This window comes from Magnetospirillum fulvum MGU-K5 (genome assembly GCF_000442515.1).
Classification (GTDB): Bacteria; Pseudomonadota; Alphaproteobacteria; order Rhodospirillales; family Magnetospirillaceae; genus Phaeospirillum; species Phaeospirillum fulvum_B.
In genome coordinates this window covers 23,407-41,647 of the sequence record NZ_AQPH01000007.1, presented here as the reverse complement: position 1 = coordinate 41,647, position 18,241 = coordinate 23,407, and the positions used below count along the sequence as shown (strand labels likewise).

Annotated in this window: 18 protein-coding genes; 9 read left to right on the top strand and 9 right to left on the bottom strand. The window is 66.5% G+C overall.

Annotated features, from left to right (window positions below; translation table 11 throughout):
• The first annotated feature begins 1 nt into the window (after position 1).
• Together K678_RS03300 and K678_RS03295 are read left to right on the top strand one after the other, a co-directional pair.
• The gene (locus tag K678_RS03300) at positions 2-1,420 is read left to right on the top strand and encodes a glutamate synthase subunit beta (RefSeq protein WP_021131041.1); all 1,419 of its coding nucleotides are present in this window, start codon (positions 2-4) and stop codon (positions 1,418-1,420) included.
• Between the two features lie 198 nt (positions 1,421-1,618).
• Entirely contained in the window at positions 1,619-2,476 is an 858-nt protein-coding gene (locus tag K678_RS03295; protein WP_021131040.1) for an MBL fold metallo-hydrolase, read from the top strand.
• Positions 2,477-2,488: 12 nt separating this feature from the next.
• On the opposite strand, the gene K678_RS03290 is transcribed toward K678_RS03295, so the two are convergent.
• Both K678_RS03290 and K678_RS03285 read right to left on the bottom strand, forming a co-directional pair.
• A complete protein-coding gene (locus K678_RS03290; protein WP_021131039.1) occupies positions 2,489-3,088 on the bottom strand; it encodes a TlpA disulfide reductase family protein in 600 nt (199 codons plus the stop codon).
• The gene (locus tag K678_RS03285) at positions 3,078-4,076 is read right to left on the bottom strand and encodes an MDR family oxidoreductase (RefSeq protein ID WP_021131038.1); all 999 of its coding nucleotides are present in this window, start codon (positions 4,074-4,076) and stop codon (positions 3,078-3,080) included. Before K678_RS03285 ends, K678_RS03290 begins: the two co-directional genes overlap by 11 nt.
• A 23-nt stretch (positions 4,077-4,099) precedes the next feature.
• Here K678_RS03285 and K678_RS03280 point away from each other — a divergent pair, with 23 nt between their 5' ends.
• Positions 4,100-4,675, top strand: a complete 576-nt coding sequence (locus K678_RS03280; protein ID WP_231376192.1) for a hypothetical protein — start codon at positions 4,100-4,102, stop codon at positions 4,673-4,675.
• A 12-nt stretch (positions 4,676-4,687) separates the two neighbouring features.
• Here K678_RS03280 and K678_RS03275 read toward each other — a convergent pair whose 3' ends face one another.
• From K678_RS03275 to K678_RS19370, 6 genes are all read right to left on the bottom strand, one after another.
• Positions 4,688-5,485, bottom strand: coding sequence for an aminotransferase class IV (locus K678_RS03275; RefSeq protein ID WP_021131036.1), 798 nt, complete (start codon positions 5,483-5,485; stop codon positions 4,688-4,690).
• Positions 5,486-5,492: 7 nt separating this feature from the next.
• Positions 5,493-6,842, bottom strand: coding sequence for an aminodeoxychorismate synthase component I (gene pabB / locus K678_RS03270; protein ID WP_021131035.1), 1,350 nt, complete (start codon positions 6,840-6,842; stop codon positions 5,493-5,495).
• Between the two features lie 32 nt (positions 6,843-6,874).
• The gene (locus K678_RS03265; RefSeq protein ID WP_039851937.1) at positions 6,875-7,606 is read right to left on the bottom strand and encodes a J domain-containing protein; all 732 of its coding nucleotides are present in this window, start codon (positions 7,604-7,606) and stop codon (positions 6,875-6,877) included.
• Positions 7,607-7,736: 130 nt separating this feature from the next.
• Positions 7,737-8,546: a DUF4197 domain-containing protein gene (locus tag K678_RS03260; RefSeq protein WP_021131033.1), complete on the bottom strand. Its 810-nt coding sequence runs from the start codon at positions 8,544-8,546 to the stop codon at positions 7,737-7,739.
• Between the two features lie 6 nt (positions 8,547-8,552).
• Positions 8,553-9,386, bottom strand: coding sequence for a hypothetical protein (locus tag K678_RS03255; protein WP_021131032.1), 834 nt, complete (start codon positions 9,384-9,386; stop codon positions 8,553-8,555).
• 69 nt (positions 9,387-9,455) lie between these two features.
• A complete protein-coding gene (locus K678_RS19370) occupies positions 9,456-9,635 on the bottom strand; it encodes a hypothetical protein (protein WP_231376196.1) in 180 nt (59 codons plus the stop codon).
• Between K678_RS19370 and K678_RS03250 the strand changes: the two genes are divergently transcribed.
• From K678_RS03250 to K678_RS03225, 6 genes are read left to right on the top strand one after another with little or no spacing between them, the layout of a single operon-like run.
• The gene (locus K678_RS03250) at positions 9,634-11,334 is read left to right on the top strand and encodes an extracellular solute-binding protein (protein ID WP_021131031.1); all 1,701 of its coding nucleotides are present in this window, start codon (positions 9,634-9,636) and stop codon (positions 11,332-11,334) included. The two genes, K678_RS19370 and K678_RS03250, sit on opposite strands and share 2 nt — an antisense overlap.
• A complete protein-coding gene (locus K678_RS03245) occupies positions 11,331-12,443 on the top strand; it encodes a microcin C ABC transporter permease YejB (protein WP_021131030.1) in 1,113 nt (370 codons plus the stop codon). Before K678_RS03250 ends, K678_RS03245 begins: the two co-directional genes overlap by 4 nt.
• Before the next feature lie 6 nt (positions 12,444-12,449).
• On the top strand, positions 12,450-13,472 hold the full coding sequence (locus K678_RS03240) for an ABC transporter permease (RefSeq protein WP_021131029.1): 1,023 nt from the start codon (positions 12,450-12,452) through the stop codon (positions 13,470-13,472).
• Positions 13,472-15,106: an ABC transporter ATP-binding protein gene (locus tag K678_RS03235; RefSeq protein WP_021131028.1), complete on the top strand. Its 1,635-nt coding sequence runs from the start codon at positions 13,472-13,474 to the stop codon at positions 15,104-15,106. The genes K678_RS03240 and K678_RS03235 overlap by 1 nt, the downstream gene beginning before the upstream one ends.
• Positions 15,103-15,807 (top strand): M48 family metallopeptidase, encoded by a 705-nt coding sequence (locus tag K678_RS03230; protein WP_021131027.1) that lies wholly within the window; start codon positions 15,103-15,105, stop codon positions 15,805-15,807. Before K678_RS03235 ends, K678_RS03230 begins: the two co-directional genes overlap by 4 nt.
• 56 nt (positions 15,808-15,863) lie before the next feature.
• Positions 15,864-16,724, top strand: coding sequence for a fumarylacetoacetate hydrolase family protein (locus tag K678_RS03225; protein WP_021131026.1), 861 nt, complete (start codon positions 15,864-15,866; stop codon positions 16,722-16,724).
• 102 nt (positions 16,725-16,826) lie between these two features.
• Here K678_RS03225 and K678_RS03220 read toward each other — a convergent pair whose 3' ends face one another.
• Positions 16,827-18,236, bottom strand: a complete 1,410-nt coding sequence (locus K678_RS03220; RefSeq protein WP_021131025.1) for an ATP-binding protein — start codon at positions 18,234-18,236, stop codon at positions 16,827-16,829.
• Between the last annotated feature and the right edge of the window lie 5 nt (positions 18,237-18,241).

Sequence of the window (18,241 nt, the reverse complement as noted above, 5' to 3'; positions counted from 1 at the left end):
AATGGGAAAGCCGACGGGATTTAAGGAATTCGAGCGTAAGACCCCCGCTTATCGGCCGGTGGCCGATCGCGTGCGGAATTATCACGAATTCACCGTGCCGCTGGATCAGGACGAACTGACCCGGCAGGGCGCCCGCTGCATGGATTGCGGCGTGCCGTTCTGCCATCAGGGCTGCCCGGTCAACAATATCATTCCGGACTGGAACGATCTGGTTTACCGCAACCGCTGGAAGGAAGCGTTGGAGGTTCTCCACTCCACCAACAACTTCCCGGAATTCACCGGCCGCATCTGCCCGGCGCCGTGCGAGGCGTCGTGCACCTTGAACCTCACCGACGCGCCGGTGGCGATCAAGACGATCGAACATGCGATCGTCGAGCGTGGCTGGTCCGAAGGCTGGATCGTTCCCGAGATCGCCCAGAAGCGGTCGGGCAAGAAGGTTGCCGTGGTCGGTGCCGGTCCCTCGGGTCTGGCGGCGGCGCAGCAATTGGCGCGGGCCGGTCACGACGTCGTGCTGTTCGAAAAGAACGCCAAGGTCGGCGGTCTGCTCCGCTATGGCATCCCCGACTTCAAGCTCGACAAGGCGGTGATCGACCGTCGCGTCGAGCAGATGGTGGCCGAAGGGGTTGAGATCCGTACCAACACCCAGGTCGGCCGCGATCTGTCGCCTCAGGCTCTGCTCGATGGCTTCGATGCCGTCGTGCTGACCGGCGGATCGGAACGTCCGCGCGATCTGCCTGCTCCCGGCCGTGACCTGGGTGGGGTCCATTTCGCGATGGAATTCCTGACCCAGCAGAACCGCCGCAACGGCGGCGAGCCGGTCGGTGCGACCGACATCCTTGCCACCGGTAAGAAGGTGGTGGTGATCGGCGGCGGCGATACCGGTGCCGATTGCGTTGGCACCTCGAACCGCCAGGGTGCGGCCTCGGTCACTCAGATCGAGATCATGCCCCGTCCGCCCGAGAAGGAAAACAAGGCGGTGACGTGGCCGAAATGGCCGAATAAGCTGCGCACCTCGTCCTCGCATGACGAGGGTTGCGATCGTCGCTGGTCGGTGTCCACCGTCCGCTTTACCGGAACCGACGGTCGCCTGACCGGGCTGGATTGCACCGAAGTCGATGCGAAGTTCCAGCCGATCCCCGGCACCGAGTTCCATCTCGAGGCCGATCTGGTCCTGCTGGCGATGGGCTTCGTCCATCCGGTCCATGAGGGTCTGATCGACGGTCTGGGGCTGGACAAGGACCAGCGCGGCAACGTCAAGGCCGATACCGTCGGCTATCGCACCTCGAACCCCAAGGTGTTCGCCGCCGGTGACATCCGCCGCGGCCAGAGCCTGGTGGTGTGGGCGATCCGCGAAGGCCGTCAGGCGGCGCGGGCCGTCGATGCCTATCTGATGGGATCGAGCGAACTGCCCCAGGTCTGATCGGGCCGTCCGTCACGATACAAAACCCGCCGTCTCCGGCAAGGAGGCGGCGGGTTTTTCGTATTCCATGCCCTTATTGATTCGTTTTGTATGAATTAGTTACATTTTTACGGGTGCTGATGTGATCCAATCCATTCAGGCCAAGAGCGATCCGCGCTAGCGTCTCGGGGGGCTCGGGCCGGGACGGAGAAAAGCGCGATGGACGTGCGAGTGACGTTCTGGGGAGTGCGGGGCTGCATTGCCAGCCCTGCACCGGAAAATAGCCTGTATGGCGGCAATACCACCTGCGTCGGCGTTGAGGTCGATGGGCATCACCTGATTTTCGATGCAGGAACCGGCTTGCGGCGACTGGGCGGTGCGATCCGCCACGACGGATTGGCCGAGGCCGATCTGTTCCTGACCCATTATCATTGGGACCATATTTGCGGGGTGCCGTTCTTTGCCCCCGGCTTCGATCCGTCGTTTCGTCTGCGCATTTACGGGCCACGTCTCGAAGGTGGGGTTGGTCCCGCCTTGGCGCTGGACCGGCAGATGCAGCCGCCCAGTTTCCCGATCCCGCTCTCGTTGATGCGCGGTATCGATTCGATCACCGGCTTTTCGATCGGCGATGTGTTGTCTCCGTTGCCCGAGGTGACGGTGCGAACCGCGCCCTTGTCCCATCCCGGCGGGGCCTGCGGCTATCGGATCGAATGCGGCGGGCGGGTCATCGCCATCATCACCGATACCGAGCATCGCCCCGGCCATCCCGATCCGGCGGTGCTGGGCCTGATCGCCGGGGCCGATCTAGCGATCTATGACAGCACCTATACCGACGAAATCTTTCCGGCCCGGCAGGGCTGGGGTCATTCGACCTGGCAGGAGGGAGTGCGCCTGGCCCGCGCCGCCGGGGTGAAACGGCTGGCCCTGTTTCACCACGATCCCAACCATGACGATTCGACCCTGGCCGGGATCGCCACCGCCGCCGCCGCGATCTGGGACGGCGCCTTCGTCGTGCGCGAGGGCACCTCGATCGGGTTGGACGTCGCGCAGGCCGAAAAGCGCCGCTGTTCGCGGTGACGGGGGCGTGCCTTACCGTTTGGCCCCGGCCACCGTCGGGGCCATGTCGGCGGTGAGGGGGCGGCCCTCGGCCAGGGCGGCGAGCAGGCGGGCCGCGCTCGCGCCCTCCCAATCGGCGGCCCCGACCACCCGGCCGATTTCGGCACCGCTCCGGTCGATCAACAGGGTGATCGGCAGCACGCGGGCCCCCAGCATCTCGGTCAGGCTGCGGGGATCGCCGGTGCGGATGTCGAGCGACTGGATGCCGAGCCGGGCAAAGGTGGCACGACTGGTTTCTGCTCCGCCGCGATCGAGTGCCAGCGCCACCACGGCGATTCCGTTACGGGCCAACAGCGGCTTCATCCGGTCGAGTGCGGGCAATTCGGCGACGCAGGGTGCGCACCAGCTCGCCCACAGGTTCAGCAGCACCGCCCGGCCATGCAGGGATTCGAGCCCGACCGGCTTGCCGTCGCCGTCCAGCATCCCAAGGGGCGGCAGCGGGATCGGGGCGGGGTGAAGGTAAAGACCGGCATTGGTGGCCGCCGCCGCGAGGGATGACACGGGGAGGGCGGCGGCAAGCAGGCCGCCCAGCAGCACCGCCCGGCGGGTCAGGATCTGGCGATCAGACGGCATGGGGGTCGATCACGACGCGGCCGCGCACCTGTCCCTTCAGGATGCCCGCGCCCAGGCTGGGCAGATCGGCGAGACCGGCTTCGGAGGTCAGGGCGTCGAGCCGGTCGAGCGGCAGCAATTCGGTCAGCCGTGTCCACGCCGTGATCCGGCGTGGGGTCGGACACATCACCGCATCGATCCCCAGCAGCGAGATGCCGCGCAGCAGGAAGGGCAGGACGTTGCCGTCAAAGCGCACTCCGCCGACATTGCCGCAGGCGGCGACCGCGCCCCGTGCCCGGAGGGTGGAGAGAACGTGCGAGAGGGTCGAGCCGCCGACCCCGTCGATCACGCCTGCCCAGCGCTCGGAAAGCAGCGGCTTGGCCGGCAGGGTCGCGATCTCGGCGCGGTCGATAATCGACGTCGCCCCCAGCGACAGCAGGTAATCGCGCTGGTTGGCCCGCCCGGTCGAGGCGACGACGCGATAGCCCAGCCGCGACAGCAGCAGCACCGCGATGCTGCCCAATCCTCCCGCCGCGCCGGTGACCAGCACCTCGCCATCGCTGGCGGGCGACAGACCGGTTTCTTCCAGCGCCATCACCGCCAGCATCGCGGTTAGTCCGGCGGTGCCGATCGCCATCGCCCGGCGGGGCGTCAGCCCCGGAGGCAACGGGACCAGCCAGTCGGCCTTGACCCGGGCCATCCCGGCATACCCGCCCCAAAAGAGTTCACCGACCCGCCAGCCGCCGCAGATCACGTTGTCGCCGGGGCGAAAGGCGGGGGAATCGGAGGATTCGACCGTGCCCACGAAATCGACGCCAGGAACATGAGGATAGGATTTCACCAGCCGCCCCAGGCCGTTCAGGATCATTCCGTCCTTGTAGTTCAGGGTGGAATAGGCGATGCGCAGGGTCACCTCGCCTGCGGGCAGATCGGCCAGGGTCAGGGTGCGGATCGAAGCCCGAACCGAGCCATCTTCCTCGTTCAGCATCAAAGCGGGGAACGAACTCATCGAAATCTCCCTGGAGAAGCCGGATGAGACCCACTCTAGCACGGCGAACCGCCTCGCCCCAGAGAGTGTCGGGCCGGATCGGGCTGTGGCATAGTGGCGGTCTCGTCCCCCGGATCGGAGCGGTCATGATCCGCGTTCTCGTCCCTGTCGTGCTCTGTCTGGCGGTGCTGGCCGCGCCGGTCGCGGCGGCGCCCAAGCCGAAGAAATGCTTTACCCTGCCCGAACTGACCTCGGAGCGTGAAGTCCGCCACGGCATCTATCTGCGCGAGGCGTCGCGGCGCTGCCAGGGCCGTTTTCTGCCGGATTCGGTCAAGACCTGGGATACGTTCGAAGAGGCCAACGGGGCGAAGTTCCGTGCCGCCGTCGCCCGCCGTCTCAAGGCATGGCAGCGCGAGTTTCCCGCCGACTGGCAGGCCAAGCAGAACCACGCCGATGGCAGCATCGTCACCTATGCCCGCAACATTCCGCTGACCGAAGGGTTCTGCGAAAATATCGGCGAGTTGCTGACGACGATCACCAAGCGGGGCTATGGCGGCTTTTCCGCCCAGACCAAGATCATCAAAAACGAAGTGGTCCAGGCCTATAAAGCCTGCCAGTGATACCTGGGCTATTTATTCCCCCTCCAGCCCGCGCCGCACCGCGGCGGTCAGGGCGTCGCAGGGGGCGATGTTGGTCTCGTCGAGCGCGATCACCGGACGCACCCCCAGACTGTTGACGAGAACGATGGCCCGGGCCCGGCGTAGCTCGTCGGGCAAAATCGGGCGTTCGATCCCGACCCCCGCCGCCAGGGCAAGGGACCGGCCAATGCCGGGCAAAGCCCCTTCGGCCACCGGCGGAGTCACGATTGTTCCGCCGATCTGGGCAAACAGGCAGGCGATCGTGGTGTCGGCGACGCGGCCCTGGCTGTTCAGCAGCACGGAATCGTCGGCTCCCCGGTCGGCCGCTTCCTGCCGGGCCAGAATGTTGTCGAGATAGTTGAGGCTTTTCAGCCGCGACAGCGGCGAGTGTTCGTTGCGGCGTGTCACGGTGGCGACGATCAGGCGAGCGGGGCCGGGGGGCGGCGGGGCCGGGGCAATGCTGATCAGCAGGGTCGGCGTGGGCCGGGCCGGGGGCAGCACCCCCCGTGGGGCCGGACCCCGGGTCAGGGTCAGCCGCAAGGTCGCCTCGGTCAGAGCGGCGGCTTCCAGCAGATCGGCGATCGCCTGCCCGATCGCCGCCTCATCATGGGGTAGCGGCAGCCGCAGCACCCGGCAGCCCTCGGTTAGCCGGGCAAGATGACGGTCGAGGTGGCGGGGCTGACCCTGCGTGACCCGGATCGTCTCGAATAGCCCGTCGCCCAGGGTAAAGCCGCGATCCGTTGGGTCGAGCGCCGGTTCGGCCACCAGGGTTCCATTCAGCCAGACCACCATGTCGCCGTTACTCCTCCGCCAAGGCCGCCAAGGCCGGGGCCACCTTGGTCATCATCTCGGCATATTCGGTTTCGGGATCGGAATCGGCCACGATCCCGCCGCCCGCCTGGGCGATCACGTGGTCACGGGTCAGCGTCACGGCGCGGATGACAATGCTGGTATCCATCGCTCCGTCAAAGCCGATCCAGCCGACCGCGCCGCAATAGAGGCCGCGTGGACCAGGCTCAAGTGCGTCGATGATCTCCATCGCCTTCACCTTCGGGGCTCCGGTGATCGACCCGCCGGGAAAGGTCGCCCGCAACAGATCGGCCGGACCCAGCCCGGTGCGCAAGCGTCCTTCGACCACCGAAACCAGATGGTGAACGGTGGCATGGCTTTCCAAAGCGCGCAAGGTCGGAACCTTGACGCTGCCAATGGTGGCGACCCGGCCGATATCGTTGCGCAGCAGGTCGGCGATCATCAAATTTTCCGCCCGGTCCTTTTCGCACGCCGCCAATTCGGCGGCCAGGGCGGCATCCTCGGCGGAATCGTGGCTGCGCCGCCGCGTTCCCTTGATCGGACGGGCTTCGATCCGGCCACTGCGATCGAGCGACAGAAACCGTTCCGGCGAGGCGCTGACCAGGGTCAAATCGTCGCCGATATGGATAAAGGCGGCGAACGGAGCGGGATTGCGGGCTTTGAGCCGACGATACAGGTCGAAGGGGCGCAATCCCGCCGGGCGGGGCGACAGGAAGCGTTGGGTGAAATTGACCTGAAACACCTCTCCGGCCGCGATCTTGTCAACGATCTGCCGCACCCGATCCAGATACGTGTCGCGGTCAAGCTCCGGCATCAGACGAAGACCTGGACCCGGTGCCGGGGCGACCAGGCGTGGCGTGGCGGTGATCGTGGCCGCCATCGCTTCGGCACGGGGCATCGCTTCGGGCCGGGCCGCGATCACCCAGGCCCGCCGTGCCTCGCGGTCGAACCCGGCAATGACGTCATAGAATCCGACCGCCATCTCGGTCTGCCCGGCGACATGGCGGGCGGGAACGCGTTCGATGTGGCGGCCCAGTTCATAGCCGAACAGGCCGACGGCCCCGCCCGCGAAGGGCAGTGGCATCGCCTCGTCGCTTTGGCCAAAGGCGGCCAACGCGGCGGCAAGCGCGGCAAACGGATCGGTTCCGGCGGGCTGGCCGTCGATCCGCACCCCATCGCCATCGGCGCGCAGGGTGCGATAGGGGCTGACCGCGATATAGGCGTAGCGGCCCAGCCTGGGATCGTTGCCGCCGCTGTCGAGCAGCATCGACCACGGGCTTTCGGCCCAGGGGGCGAAGGCGGCAACCGGATCGGTATAGGGAATTTCCAGACAGGGCATGATGAGGCGGGGCAGGACGCCGAAGAGCGCGGTCAGCCGTTGCGCAGCAGGTCGATCGCGGCGTTCAACTGGCTCATCCGCAGATGGTTGCCGTGGCTGCTGTCGGGGTGATGGATGGTGGCCAGCATCCGGAACTTCGCCTTGATCATCCGGCGGTCGGGGTTGAGGCCGGGGGGGAAGCCCAGAATATGCAACGCCTCTTCACGGGTCTGAACCCCGCCCGGCAGCACTTCGAACGACAGAACGTTGATGATCGCCTTTAGCCGTTCGATCTCTTCGCTGGCGGCGGCCAGGGCCTTGCTTTGCTCGCTGACGCCGCGCCGCCGTTCGACCTTGGGGAAGGTCTCTTCTTCCGGTTCGGGGGGAGGAGGAGGGGGCGGCGGCGGGGCGGCGGGATCGTCCAGTCGCAAGGCCAGCGTGCCCTCGTCCAGCGTCAGGGCCAGCCCCAGGGCGCGGCGAATCGTTTCGACATCGAAACCGGGAGCCATCCGGATTTGCAGACGCGGCTTGCGTCGCCACGGACGACCTTCGGCCGGGCCGGATTTCAGCACCACCGTCTCGCGGTCGTGGACCGGCGGCTCGCCCGGATCGGGGAAGGTGGCGATCGCTTCGACCGGCAGGACCAGCAGGATCGAGCGGGCAATATCGGCGACATTGACCCGACGCCTTGCCGCCAGCGCCTCGACCCGATCGCGGAACGCGCTGGGGCAGGGCACGGTATAGGAGTGCTTGACGGGGGCAGGGCTGTCTACGGTATCTCGCATGGCGCAATCGACGGAGGGGAGGGCGGCGGAAATCCTTACCGAACCGGAACGAATAGTCCGATGTGGCTCCGCCGTCAACTACCCTTGTTGGCCGATGACGAAAAACAAAGATATATGAGGGGTTTGTCCCTCAGCCGCCGAACACCTTTTTCAGCAAGTCGGTCGAGCGTTTGGCCGGATCAGTGCGGATCGCCGCCTCTTCCTGGCCGATCCCGGTAAAGATCGTCCCGATCGCGCGGGAGAGGACGTGATCGGTCAGCAGCTCCGGCCCGCCCGACAGCGCCTGTCCGACCAGCGGCAAGCTTCCGGCGGCGGCGGTCAGCACCTGATACGAGGCCATCGCCCCGGTCTGGGACAATTCGGACTCGATCACCGGGCGCATCGCGGCGGTCAGATCGGGGGTCATCGTCCGCTTGAAATATTGGGTGGCGGAATCCTTGGGGCCGCTCAGGATGGCGCGGGCGTCGTCCAGGCTCATCTTGTCGAGCGAGGCGAGGAAGATTTTCTGGGCCTCGGGCGTCGCCGCCTCGGCGGCGCGGTTCAGCCGCACCTCCAGATCGTCCAGCAAACCGGACTGACCGGCCAGGGCCAGACCCGAGCGGAGCGTGGCCAGCTTGGCGGGCAGGGGAATATGGGCCACGGGATCGGCGTTGAAGCCGTCGGTGCGGCCCAGCCGCCCGGTGACCTGGGTCACCGCCTGCTTCAGCGCCGCGGTCAGGCCCGAGCCGATTTCGGCGGTCGAGGCGGTGGTGGTGATGGCGGCCGGAGAGGCCGCGCTGGAGGTCGTCGCCGGTGCGGTCGTGGTACCGCTCGGCTGCTGGCGCTCCAATTGCTGCTTCAGCAAATCCTTGCCCAGGTCGGACCAGCTTTGGGCCGACACCGACACGGGGGTTGCCAGCACCAGGGCGGCGGCTCCAAACAGGAAAAACGGCGTGCGCATCGCGGGTCAGGCCTCGATCAATTGAAGAATATTGCCGTCCGAGCCGAAGCAGGCGGCGGTCAGCGGTCCACCCCGGCCCGAGCCGGAATCCAGCGTCGCGATATGGGGACCGAGCACGATGCCGCCGCCGCGATGATCGGCGCCGCGCACCACCAGCTTGAAGCCGTAATAGGGCTCGGCCAGGGTCACGAACGACGACGCCCCCCACCAGAACGAATCCCCCTGGGCCGAGGGCGGGCGCGACGGATCAAGCCCGGCATGGGTGAACAGCAAAGTGGTGTCGTCGGTGAAGGCGGCGTGCTTCAACACGCTCATCAGCGCGGTATGGCCGTCATAGGCCCGCATCGCCTGGCGCAACTGGCCGGTCCAGCGGGTCATCGCCAAAATCCCCTCGCGCACGCAGAGCAGCCCCTCGTCCAGATTGCCGCCATAGGCGGCGATGGTCGGGCCGACGCCGTGATTGAGCATCCAGCGCAGCACCTCGCCCGGATTGGGGGCAAACTGCAATTGCAGCAGCTTTTGCCACATCTCTTCCTGAGAGCCGCGCAGATAGACGACATCGTCAAGCCCGACACCGGGCCGGGCGATATAAGCGCGGCGGAACAGCAGGATTTCATCGACGGTTTGCACCACCGAGGGGCTGTGGCCGAGATAATCGCCGAGATAGACCAGCTGATCGCCCGGTTTGCACTCGGCGGCCAGGCGGGTGTGCAGCGCATGGAGACGGGCGACCTCGCCGCGAATGGCACCGATCGCCCAAATCCGTCCGCCTCCGCGCAAGGTGGCGAAGACGTTCGATTCGGGTGGTGGCGGGGGGGTCTTCTCGGCTTCGGCGGTCATAGGGCTGTACGTCTCTTCCTCCCGATATATATCGTCGCAGCCGAATGGCGTTGCGTCAACGCTGCTCTATCACCTCTGCTTGCCCTCGACGATTAATCCGGCCACACTTGGCCGCCCCCTCCTGACCGATCCGGTGATCGCATGCGTCTTGTTGTCGCTCTTTGCCTTGTCGTCAGCCTTGCCCTGTTCGGTTCCCCCGTCACCCTTGCCGCCGAGGTTCCGGTCCCGGTGCACGGCGCGGCGATGCATGGTGCACCGAAATATCCGGCGGGCTTTTTCCCAGTTCGACTATGTCAATCCCAACGCCCCCAAGGGCGGCGAAATCCGGCTGGCTGAAACGGGGGGGTGGGATACCCTCAACCCCTTCACCGTCAAGGGCGAGGCGGCAGGCGGATCCGATCTGCCGTTCGAGACGTTGATGATCGAATCCGCCGACGAGCCGTTTTCCGAATACGGTCTGCTGGCCGAATCGATCGAGTTTCCCGCCGACCGTTCGTGGGTGGCGTTCACCCTGCGGCCCAAGGCGCGCTGGCACGACGGCAAGCCGATCACCGCCGACGATGTCGTCTTCTCGTTCGACATCCTGAAGACCAAGGGCCATCCCCGCTATCGCTTCTATTATGCCGCCGTCGATAAGGTCGAGAAGGTGGGCGAGCGCAAGGTCCGCTTTACCTTCAAGCCGGGCGACAATCGTGAATTGCCACTGATTCTGGGCCAGTTGCCGGTGCTGCCCAAGCATTACTGGAAGGGACGCGACTTCGCCGCCACCACCCTGGAACCGCCGCTGGGCAGCGGTCCTTACAAGGCCGGGCCGTTCGAGACCGGGCGGACCGTCACCTGGGTCCGGGTCAAGGATTACTGGGGGGCCGATTTGCCGGTGCGCCGGGGCCAGTACAATTTCGACCGTATCCGCTATGACAGCTATCGCGATACCACGGTGGCGCTCGAAGCGTTCAAGGCGGGCGAGTACGATTGGCGGCTGGAGATGGAGGCCAAGAAATGGGCCACCGGCTATCAGGATTGGTCGGGGCTGAAGGACGGGCGGGGCTTAAAGGAAGCCTTCCCCAACCAGCGTCCGGCCGGGATGCAGGCCTATGTCTATAACCTGCGCCGTCCCCTGTTCCAGGATGCCAAGGTCCGCGAGGCGCTGGCCTACGCCTTCGATTTCGAATGGACCAACAAGACCCTGTTCTATGGCCAGTACAAGCGCACCACCAGCTTCTTCGCCAATTCCGACATGGCTGCGACCGGCCTGCCGGGGCCGAAGGAACTGGAGGTGCTGGAGCCGTTGCGCGACAAGGTGCCGCCCCAGGTCTTTACCAGCGTCTACAAGCCGCCGGAGACCGAGGGCGACGGCAACATCCGCGCCAATCTGCGCGCGGCGATGCGGTTGTTGGAAGAGGCGGGCTGGACGGTCCAGAACGGCAAGCTGGTCAAGGATGGCCGTCCCTTCGTGTTCGAAATCCTGCTGGTTCAGCCGGTGTGGGAGCGGATCGCGCTTCCCTTCGCCCGCAATCTCGAACGCCTGGGGATCGAGGCCAACGTCCGCGTTGTCGATACCGCCCAGTACAAGAACCGGGTCGATCAGTACGATTACGACATGGTGGTCCAGGTGTGGGGTCAGTCGCAATCGCCCGGCAACGAGCAGGCGAGCTTTTGGGGTAGCGCCGCCGCTGACGCGGTCGGCGGACAGAATCTGGCCGGAATCAAGAATCCGGCAATCGATGCCCTGGTTGCCGCGCTGATCGCCGCGCCCGATCGCGAAACCCTGGTGGCGCGGGCCAGGGCACTCGACCGCGTCCTGCTGTGGAACCATTACGTGATCCCGCAATGGCATCTGGGGGTTGACCGGGTGGCGTGGTGGGACAAGTTCGGTCGTCCCGCGATCACTCCCGCTTCTGGGGTGCGTCCGATGGCGTGGTGGGCCAAGGATGCGGCGAAGAAATGATCGCTTATACGCTGCGTCGCCTGCTGCTGATCCCGCTGACTCTGTTCGGCATCATCCTGGTCAATTTCGCGGTGGCGCAATTCGCTCCCGGCGGGCCGGTCGAACTGATGCTGGCGAAGATTCAGGGCACGGCGGTCGATGCCGCCGCCCGCGTCTCGGGGGCGGGCGGGGCCGAAAGCGGAGGCAGTCGGCCGCAGGCCTGGGCCGGGCAGGAGGGCGGCTCGGGAGCCTATCGCGGTGCCCAGGGGTTGGACCCCGCCTTCGTCAAGGAAATCGAGCGCCAATTCGGTTTTGATAAGCCGCCGCTTGAACGCTTCTGGCTGATGATCGGCAATTTCGCCCGGTTCGATTTCGGCAACAGCTTCTATCGCGACGTGCCGGTCACCCAATTGGTGATCGAGAAGATGCCGGTATCGGTCTCGCTCGGTCTGTGGAGCACCCTGATTATCTATCTGGTGTCGATTCCGCTGGGGATCGCCAAGGCCACCCGCGACGGCTCGCGTTTTGATATCGCCACCTCGTGGGCGGTGATCATCGGCTATGCCGTGCCGGGCTTTCTGTTCGCGATCCTGCTGATCGTGCTGTTCGCGGGCGGCAGCTATCTGTCGTGGTTCCCGCTGCGCGGTCTGACCTCCCCGGGGATGGAGGGGGCCGGGTTCGTCGCCCGTCTGCTCGATTATCTCCACCACCTCGCTTTGCCGGTGACGGCGCTGGTCGTCGGCGGCTTTGCCGGTCTGACGATGCTGACCAAGAACGCCTTCCTCGAAGAAATCGGGAAGCAATATGTCATTACCGCCCGGGCCAAGGGCCTGACCGAGCGGGGCGTGCTGTACGGCCATGTCTTCCGCAACGCGATGCTGCTGATCGTCGCGGGCTTTCCCCGCGCCCTGGTCGCGATCCTGTTTACCGGCTCGCTGCTGGTCGAGATCATCTTCTCGCTCGACGGAATCGGCCTGTTGGGGTTCGAGGCGGTCAGCAACCGCGATTATCCGGTGATGTTCGGCACCTTGTACGCCTTCAGCCTGCTCGGGCTGCTGCTCAATCTCGCCGGCGACCTGACCCTGCATTGGGTCGATCCCCGCATCGATTTCGAAACCAGGGAGGGCTGACGCCAGATGAGACTGTCGCCGCTCGACCGCCGCCGTCTCGCCGCGTTTCGCCGCAACCGGCGTGGCTTCTGGTCCTTGTGGATCTTTCTGGCCGTGTTCGCCGTCACCCTGGCCGCCGAACTGGTCGCCAACGACCGCCCGATCCTGGTGGTCTATGACGGCGCATTCTATGTCCCGGTCGCCCGCGATTACCCCGAAACGACGTTCGGGGGCGATTTCGCCACCTTTGCCGATTACCGTGATCCGATGATCGCCGCCAATATCGCCGACCATGGCTGGGCGGTGTGGCCGCCGATCCGCTTCAACAACGGTTCGATCAATTTCGACCGAGGCGGCACCCATCCGGCTCCGCCCGGACAGGGCAATTGGCTGGGCACCGACGATCAGGGCCGCGACGTGCTGGCCCGGCTGATCTATGGATTGCGGCTGTCGATTCTGTTCGGGCTGGCGCTGACAGGGGTCAGCGCCGCGATCGGCGTTGCCGCCGGGGCGGTGCAAGGCTATTTCGGCGGCTGGACCGATCTGTTGTTCCAGCGTTTTCTCGAAATCTGGGGCGGGCTGCCCGAATTGCTGGTGCTGATCATCGTCGCCTCGATCATCACTCCGGGCTTCTGGACCTTGCTGCTGGTGCTGGTGCTGTTCTCCTGGACCAGTCTGGTCGGGGTGGTCCGCGCCGAGTTCCTGCGTGCCCGCAATTTCGATTATGTCCGTGCCGCCCGCGCGCTCGGCGTGTCCGATGCCCGGATCATGATCCGCCACGTTCTGCCCAATGCGATGGTGGCGACCCTGACCTTTCTGCCCTTCATCCTCAGTTCGTCGATCGTGTCGCTGACCGCGCTCGATTTCCTCGGGCTGGGGCTGCCGCCCGGCTCGGCCTCGCTGGGCGATCTGCTGCGCCAGGGCAAGGAGAACCTCCAGGCGCCGTGGCTCGGCCTGACCGGATTCGTGGTGGTGGCGGCGTTGCTGTCGCTGCTGGTGTTCGTCGGCGAAGCGGTGCGCGATGCCTTTGACCCGAGGAAGACCCGCTGATGAGTGCTTCTGCCCCGATTCTTGCCGTCGATACCCTGTCGGTGACCTTTGGCAGCGGTGCCGAGGCGGTCGAAGCGGTGCGCGGCGTTTCCTTCACCCTGGCCAAGGGCGAGACCCTGGCGCTGGTCGGCGAGTCCGGTTCGGGTAAGTCGGTGACGGCGCTGTCGATCCTGCAATTGCTGCCCTATCCCCGTGCCCACCATCCCAGCGGCAGCATCCGCCTGGACGGGACCGAGCTGGTCGGCGCGCCCGAGCCGGTGTTGCGGGCCGTGCGCGGGGCCAAGGTGTCGATGGTGTTCCAGGAGCCGATGACCTCGCTGAACCCGCTCCATACGATCGGCAAGCAGGTCGCCGAGGTGCTGGAACTGCATCAGGGGCTGCGCGGCGAGGTGTTACGCGGCCGGGTGCTGGAGATGCTGGCGCTGGTCGGCATTCCCGACGCTGAAAGCCGTCTGGGGGCGTTGCCGCATGAATTGTCGGGCGGGCAGCGCCAGCGGGTGATGATCGCGATGGCGCTGGCCAACCAGCCCGATCTGCTGATCGCCGACGAACCGACCACCGCGCTTGATGTCACCATCCAGGCCCAGATTCTGACGCTGCTGAAGGAGCTTCAGGCCCGGTTCGGGATGGCGATGCTGTTCATCACCCATGATCTTGGCATCGTGCGGAAAATCGCCGATCGCGTCTGCGTGATGACCGGGGGCGAGATCGTCGAGACCGGCCCGGTCGAGCAGGTCTTTACCGCGCCGGTTCATCCCTATACCCGCAAGCTGCTGGCGGCCGAGCCGGGCGGCCATCCGCTGATTCCTGCCGCCGACGCGCCCGACGTGATCGCCGCCGACGACATCAAGGTGTGGTTCCCGCGCAAGGGTGGGCTGTTCGGCCGCACCACCGGCTATCTGAAAGCGGTGGACGGGGTGTCGGTTCGGGTACGGCGCGGCCAGACCGTCGGCATCGTTGGGGAATCCGGCTCGGGCAAGACCACGCTGGGGCTCGCCTTGCTGCGGCTGCTGAAATCCGAAGGCGCGATCCGCTTCGAGGGCTGCCCGATCGAGCGGATGAGCGCCGCCGATTTGCGTCCCTTGCGGCGCGGAATGCAGATGGTGTTCCAGGACCCCTATGGCTCGCTGTCGCCTCGTCTGTCGGTCGAGGAGATCGTCGGCGAGGGGCTGGAGGTTCACCGCCTCGCCGCCACCCGGGCCGAGCGTCGTCGCCTGATCGACGAGGCGCTGGACGAGGTCGGGCTCGATCCCGCCTTTGCCGATCGCTATCCCCACGAATTTTCCGGCGGTCAGCGGCAGCGGATCGCGATTGCGCGGGCGATCGTGCTGAAGCCCGCTTTCATCGTGCTGGACGAGCCGACCAGCGCGCTTGACGTCTCGGTCCAGTCGCAGATCGTCACCCTGCTGCGCGAGCTTCAGGCCCGCCATTCCATCGCCTATCTGTTCATCAGCCACGATCTGCGGGTGGTGCGGGCGTTGGCCGATCATCTGGTGGTGATGAAGGACGGCAAAGTGGTCGAATCCGGCCCGGCGGAACAATTGTTCTCGGCCCCTTCCACCGCCTACACCCGCGCCTTGATGGCCGCTGCCCTGAATCTGGAGGTGGCGCCCACAGGCGTCGCGGCCGGGTGAGTCCGCCCAACGATCCGCCGTTGGTGATCGACATCGCCGGTCGCCCCGTCACCATCCAGGTGCGGCGTTCGGCGCGGGCGAAGCGGCTCAGTCTGCGGCTCGACCCCGCCGGGGCGGCGGTGCTGGTGCTGCCGGTGGGAGCCCCGGTGCGCGAGGCCGAACGCTTCGCCCGGTTGCAACACGATTGGCTGGCCGCCCGGCTCGTCGCCGCACCGCCAACGCTGGCCCTGGTGCCCGGCGCGGTGGTGCCGCTGCTGGGGGTGCCGCATCTGATCCGCCACGATCCGGCCGCGCCGCGCAAGGTCCGCGCCGAAGCTGGGGACATCCGCCTGGGCGGTCCGCTCGATCAGGTGCCCCGGCGGGTTGGGGCGTTCCTCCGCGCCGAGGCGGCGTTGCTGCTGGCCCATCGTGCCCGGACCCTTGCCGCCCAAGTGGGGCGCCCGGTCGGCCGTGTCACGGTGCGTGATACCAAATCGCGCTGGGGCAGTTGCTCGGCTGCGGGGGCGCTATCCTTTTCCTGGCGGCTGGTGCTGGCCCCGGATTGGGTGCTGACCTATGTCGCCGCCCACGAAGTCGCCCATCTGGTCGAGATGAATCACGGCCCGGCCTTCTGGGCCGTGGTCGAGCGGCTGAACGGCGATCACCGCCCGGCGCGCGACTGGCTGAAACGGCACGGACCCGCTTTGCACCGGATCGGCTGAACCGGACCGGGCCCAAGTGTTATGCTGGGCCGGGTTGATCGAGGGAGACGAAAACGATGCGCTTTGCGGTGTACAGCACGGATGGCCGGGCGGGACTGGCCGCCGCGGCGGCGGACGGGGTGTTTCATGGCCTGAGCGAGGGCGCGCCCGGTTATCCCGGCAGTCTGGAAAGCCTGATCAAGGCCGGGGCCGATCTGGTGGCGGTCGGCGCGGCGCTGCTGGAATCGGCTCCCGTGGTCGATCTCGCAACGGTGACGCTTGCCCCGCCGCTGGCGCGGCCGGGCAAGATTCTCTGCGTCGGGCTTAATTATGCCGCCCATGCCCGCGAGACCGGCAACCCGCTGCCGACCTACCCGACCATCTTCGTCCGTTTTCCCTCGACCCTGATCGGGGACGGGGCGGCGCTGGTGCGTCCGCGCGTCTCGGAAAAGCTCGATTACGAAGCCGAACTGGTCGCGGTGATCGGCACTGGCGGGCGGCATATCGCCCAGGCCGACGCGCTTGGTCACGTCGCGGGCTATTCGGCCTTCAATGATGGCTCGGTGCGCGATTATCAGGGCAAATCGACCCAATGGACGATGGGGAAGAATTTCGACGCCACCGGGGCATTCGGTCCGGTGTTCGTCACCCCCGACGACTTGCCGCCGGGTGGGCGGGGCTTGCGGATTCAGTCCCGGCTCAACGGTCAGACGGTGCAGGATTCGACCACCGATGACATGATCTTCGATATCGCCACTCTGATCGTGTTCTTAAGCGAAGTGATGACGTTGGAGCCCGGCGACATCATCGTCTCGGGCACGCCGTCCGGGGTCGGCGTGGCGCGGACCCCGCAGCTGTTCCTGCGCCCGGGCGATGTCAGCGAAATCGAGATCGAGGGAATCGGCATCCTGCGCAACCCGGTCGTCGCCGAGGCTTAACCGGGTTCCGCTGCGCGGCCGGGCCACCGTCCTGACCCGTTCGGAGGCGCAAGCCCCCGAAACGATGTCTTCCGCAGATGGCCTGTCCGGTGCAGGCGCTCCTTAGCGTTCGGCGGCGGGGAGCCAGACGGTGAAGGTCGAGCCCTGGCCGACGACGCTGTCGATTGTCAACAGGCCGCGATGGCGGTTGACGATGTGCTTGACGATGGCGAGGCCGAGTCCGGTGCCGCCCATCCGGCGCGAGCGGGCGGTATCGGCGCGGTAAAAGCGTTCGGTCAGGCGGGGCAGGTGCTCGCGGGCGATGCCTTCGCCCTGATCGCGCACCGAAACCTTGACCGCCGGGCCGGATTTCAGCGCGGGACCGGCATTGACCGGCAGATCGGCCGGGGCGGCGGCACACGCCACGACCCGGACCGCGCTGTTTTCCCGGCCGTATTTGAGGGCGTTGTCGAGCAGGTTCTGGAAAAGCTGGGCCAGTTCGTCCGGCTGTCCAACGATGTCGTCGAGATCGGGGGCGATCTCCAGCACGATTTCCATCCCGCGCCCTTGCGCCAGCGGGCGCAGCACCTCGGCGGCGGTGATCAGCAGCCGCCCAAGATCGACCTTCTCGCTGGGAGGGGTGTGTTCGTTCAGTTCGATCCGCGACAGCGATAACAGATCGGCGATCAGGCGGCTCATCCGCTGGGCCTGTTCGGCCATGATGGCCAGAAAGCGGTCGCGCGCCTCTTCATCATCGCGAGCGGGACCGCGCAACGTCTCGATGAACCCGGCGACGGCGGCCAAGGGCGTACGCAATTCGTGGCTGGCATTGGCGACGAAATCGGCCCGCATCCGCTCGATCCGCTTCAGATCGGTCAGATCGTGCAGGGTCAACATCGCAGCGGCACCGTCGGGGGGCAAGCCGACGGGGAGGACGACGCGGGCGAGGAACACCCGCTCCAGCGGCACCGGCTGGGTGAACTCGCATTCCCGGCCGGACGCCCCGGCCAGGACTGCCTCGATCGCTTCCAGCACCGAGGGATGACGCAGGAACGAGGTGATGTCACGCCCGCCCAATTCACGGCCGAACAGCAGCCGCGCCGCTTTGTTGGCGCGGACCACCCGGCGGGTGGGATCAAGCAGCAGCAGCGGATCGGGCAGATTGTCGAGCAGACTTTCGTTCCAGCGGGCGGTGCTGGTCAACTCGGCGGTTTTTTGCTGCCATACCCGGCGCAGCCCGCCGACGGCGATCGCGGTTCCGGCCAGGGTGACATCGTCACGGCCGGGCGGGGGGCCGGGTTCGGCCCCCATCGCCATCGAACGGACCCACTCGGCCAGCGCCGCCAGCCGGGTCAGATGAGCCCGCACCAGCAACGCCAGAATCAGGGTGACCCCCAGCCAGACCAGGACGGCCCAGGCGACATGGACCGATCCCTGGGCGGCCAGAACCAAAAGGACGATTCCGGTCGGGCTGGACAGCAATACCGCCACCGACAGCAGTCGGCCGACGGCGGCGGGATTGCGGTTGATCATCGTCG

Coding starts and splice junctions, on each gene's coding strand:
- K678_RS03245 (WP_021131030.1), top strand. CDS start 11,331: ATGATCGCTTATACGCTGCGTCGCCTGCTGCTGATCCCGCTGACTCTG.
- K678_RS03280 (WP_231376192.1), top strand. CDS start 4,100: ATGAGACCCACTCTAGCACGGCGAACCGCCTCGCCCCAGAGAGTGTCG.
- K678_RS03255 (WP_021131032.1), bottom strand. CDS start 9,386: ATGACCGCCGAAGCCGAGAAGACCCCCCCGCCACCACCCGAATCGAAC.
- K678_RS03260 (WP_021131033.1), bottom strand. CDS start 8,546: ATGCGCACGCCGTTTTTCCTGTTTGGAGCCGCCGCCCTGGTGCTGGCA.
- K678_RS03235 (WP_021131028.1), top strand. CDS start 13,472: ATGAGTGCTTCTGCCCCGATTCTTGCCGTCGATACCCTGTCGGTGACC.
- K678_RS03300 (WP_021131041.1), top strand. CDS start 2: ATGGGAAAGCCGACGGGATTTAAGGAATTCGAGCGTAAGACCCCCGCT.
- K678_RS03290 (WP_021131039.1), bottom strand. CDS start 3,088: ATGCCGTCTGATCGCCAGATCCTGACCCGCCGGGCGGTGCTGCTGGGC.
- K678_RS03250 (WP_021131031.1), top strand. CDS start 9,634: ATGGTGCACCGAAATATCCGGCGGGCTTTTTCCCAGTTCGACTATGTC.
- K678_RS03295 (WP_021131040.1), top strand. CDS start 1,619: ATGGACGTGCGAGTGACGTTCTGGGGAGTGCGGGGCTGCATTGCCAGC.
- K678_RS19370 (WP_231376196.1), bottom strand. CDS start 9,635: ATGCATCGCCGCGCCGTGCACCGGGACCGGAACCTCGGCGGCAAGGGT.
- K678_RS03275 (WP_021131036.1), bottom strand. CDS start 5,485: ATGGTGGTCTGGCTGAATGGAACCCTGGTGGCCGAACCGGCGCTCGAC.
- pabB (WP_021131035.1), bottom strand. CDS start 6,842: ATGCCCTGTCTGGAAATTCCCTATACCGATCCGGTTGCCGCCTTCGCC.
- K678_RS03285 (WP_021131038.1), bottom strand. CDS start 4,076: ATGAGTTCGTTCCCCGCTTTGATGCTGAACGAGGAAGATGGCTCGGTT.
- K678_RS03265 (WP_039851937.1), bottom strand. CDS start 7,606: ATGCGAGATACCGTAGACAGCCCTGCCCCCGTCAAGCACTCCTATACC.
- K678_RS03225 (WP_021131026.1), top strand. CDS start 15,864: ATGCGCTTTGCGGTGTACAGCACGGATGGCCGGGCGGGACTGGCCGCC.
- K678_RS03220 (WP_021131025.1), bottom strand. CDS start 18,236: ATGATCAACCGCAATCCCGCCGCCGTCGGCCGACTGCTGTCGGTGGCG.
- K678_RS03240 (WP_021131029.1), top strand. CDS start 12,450: ATGAGACTGTCGCCGCTCGACCGCCGCCGTCTCGCCGCGTTTCGCCGC.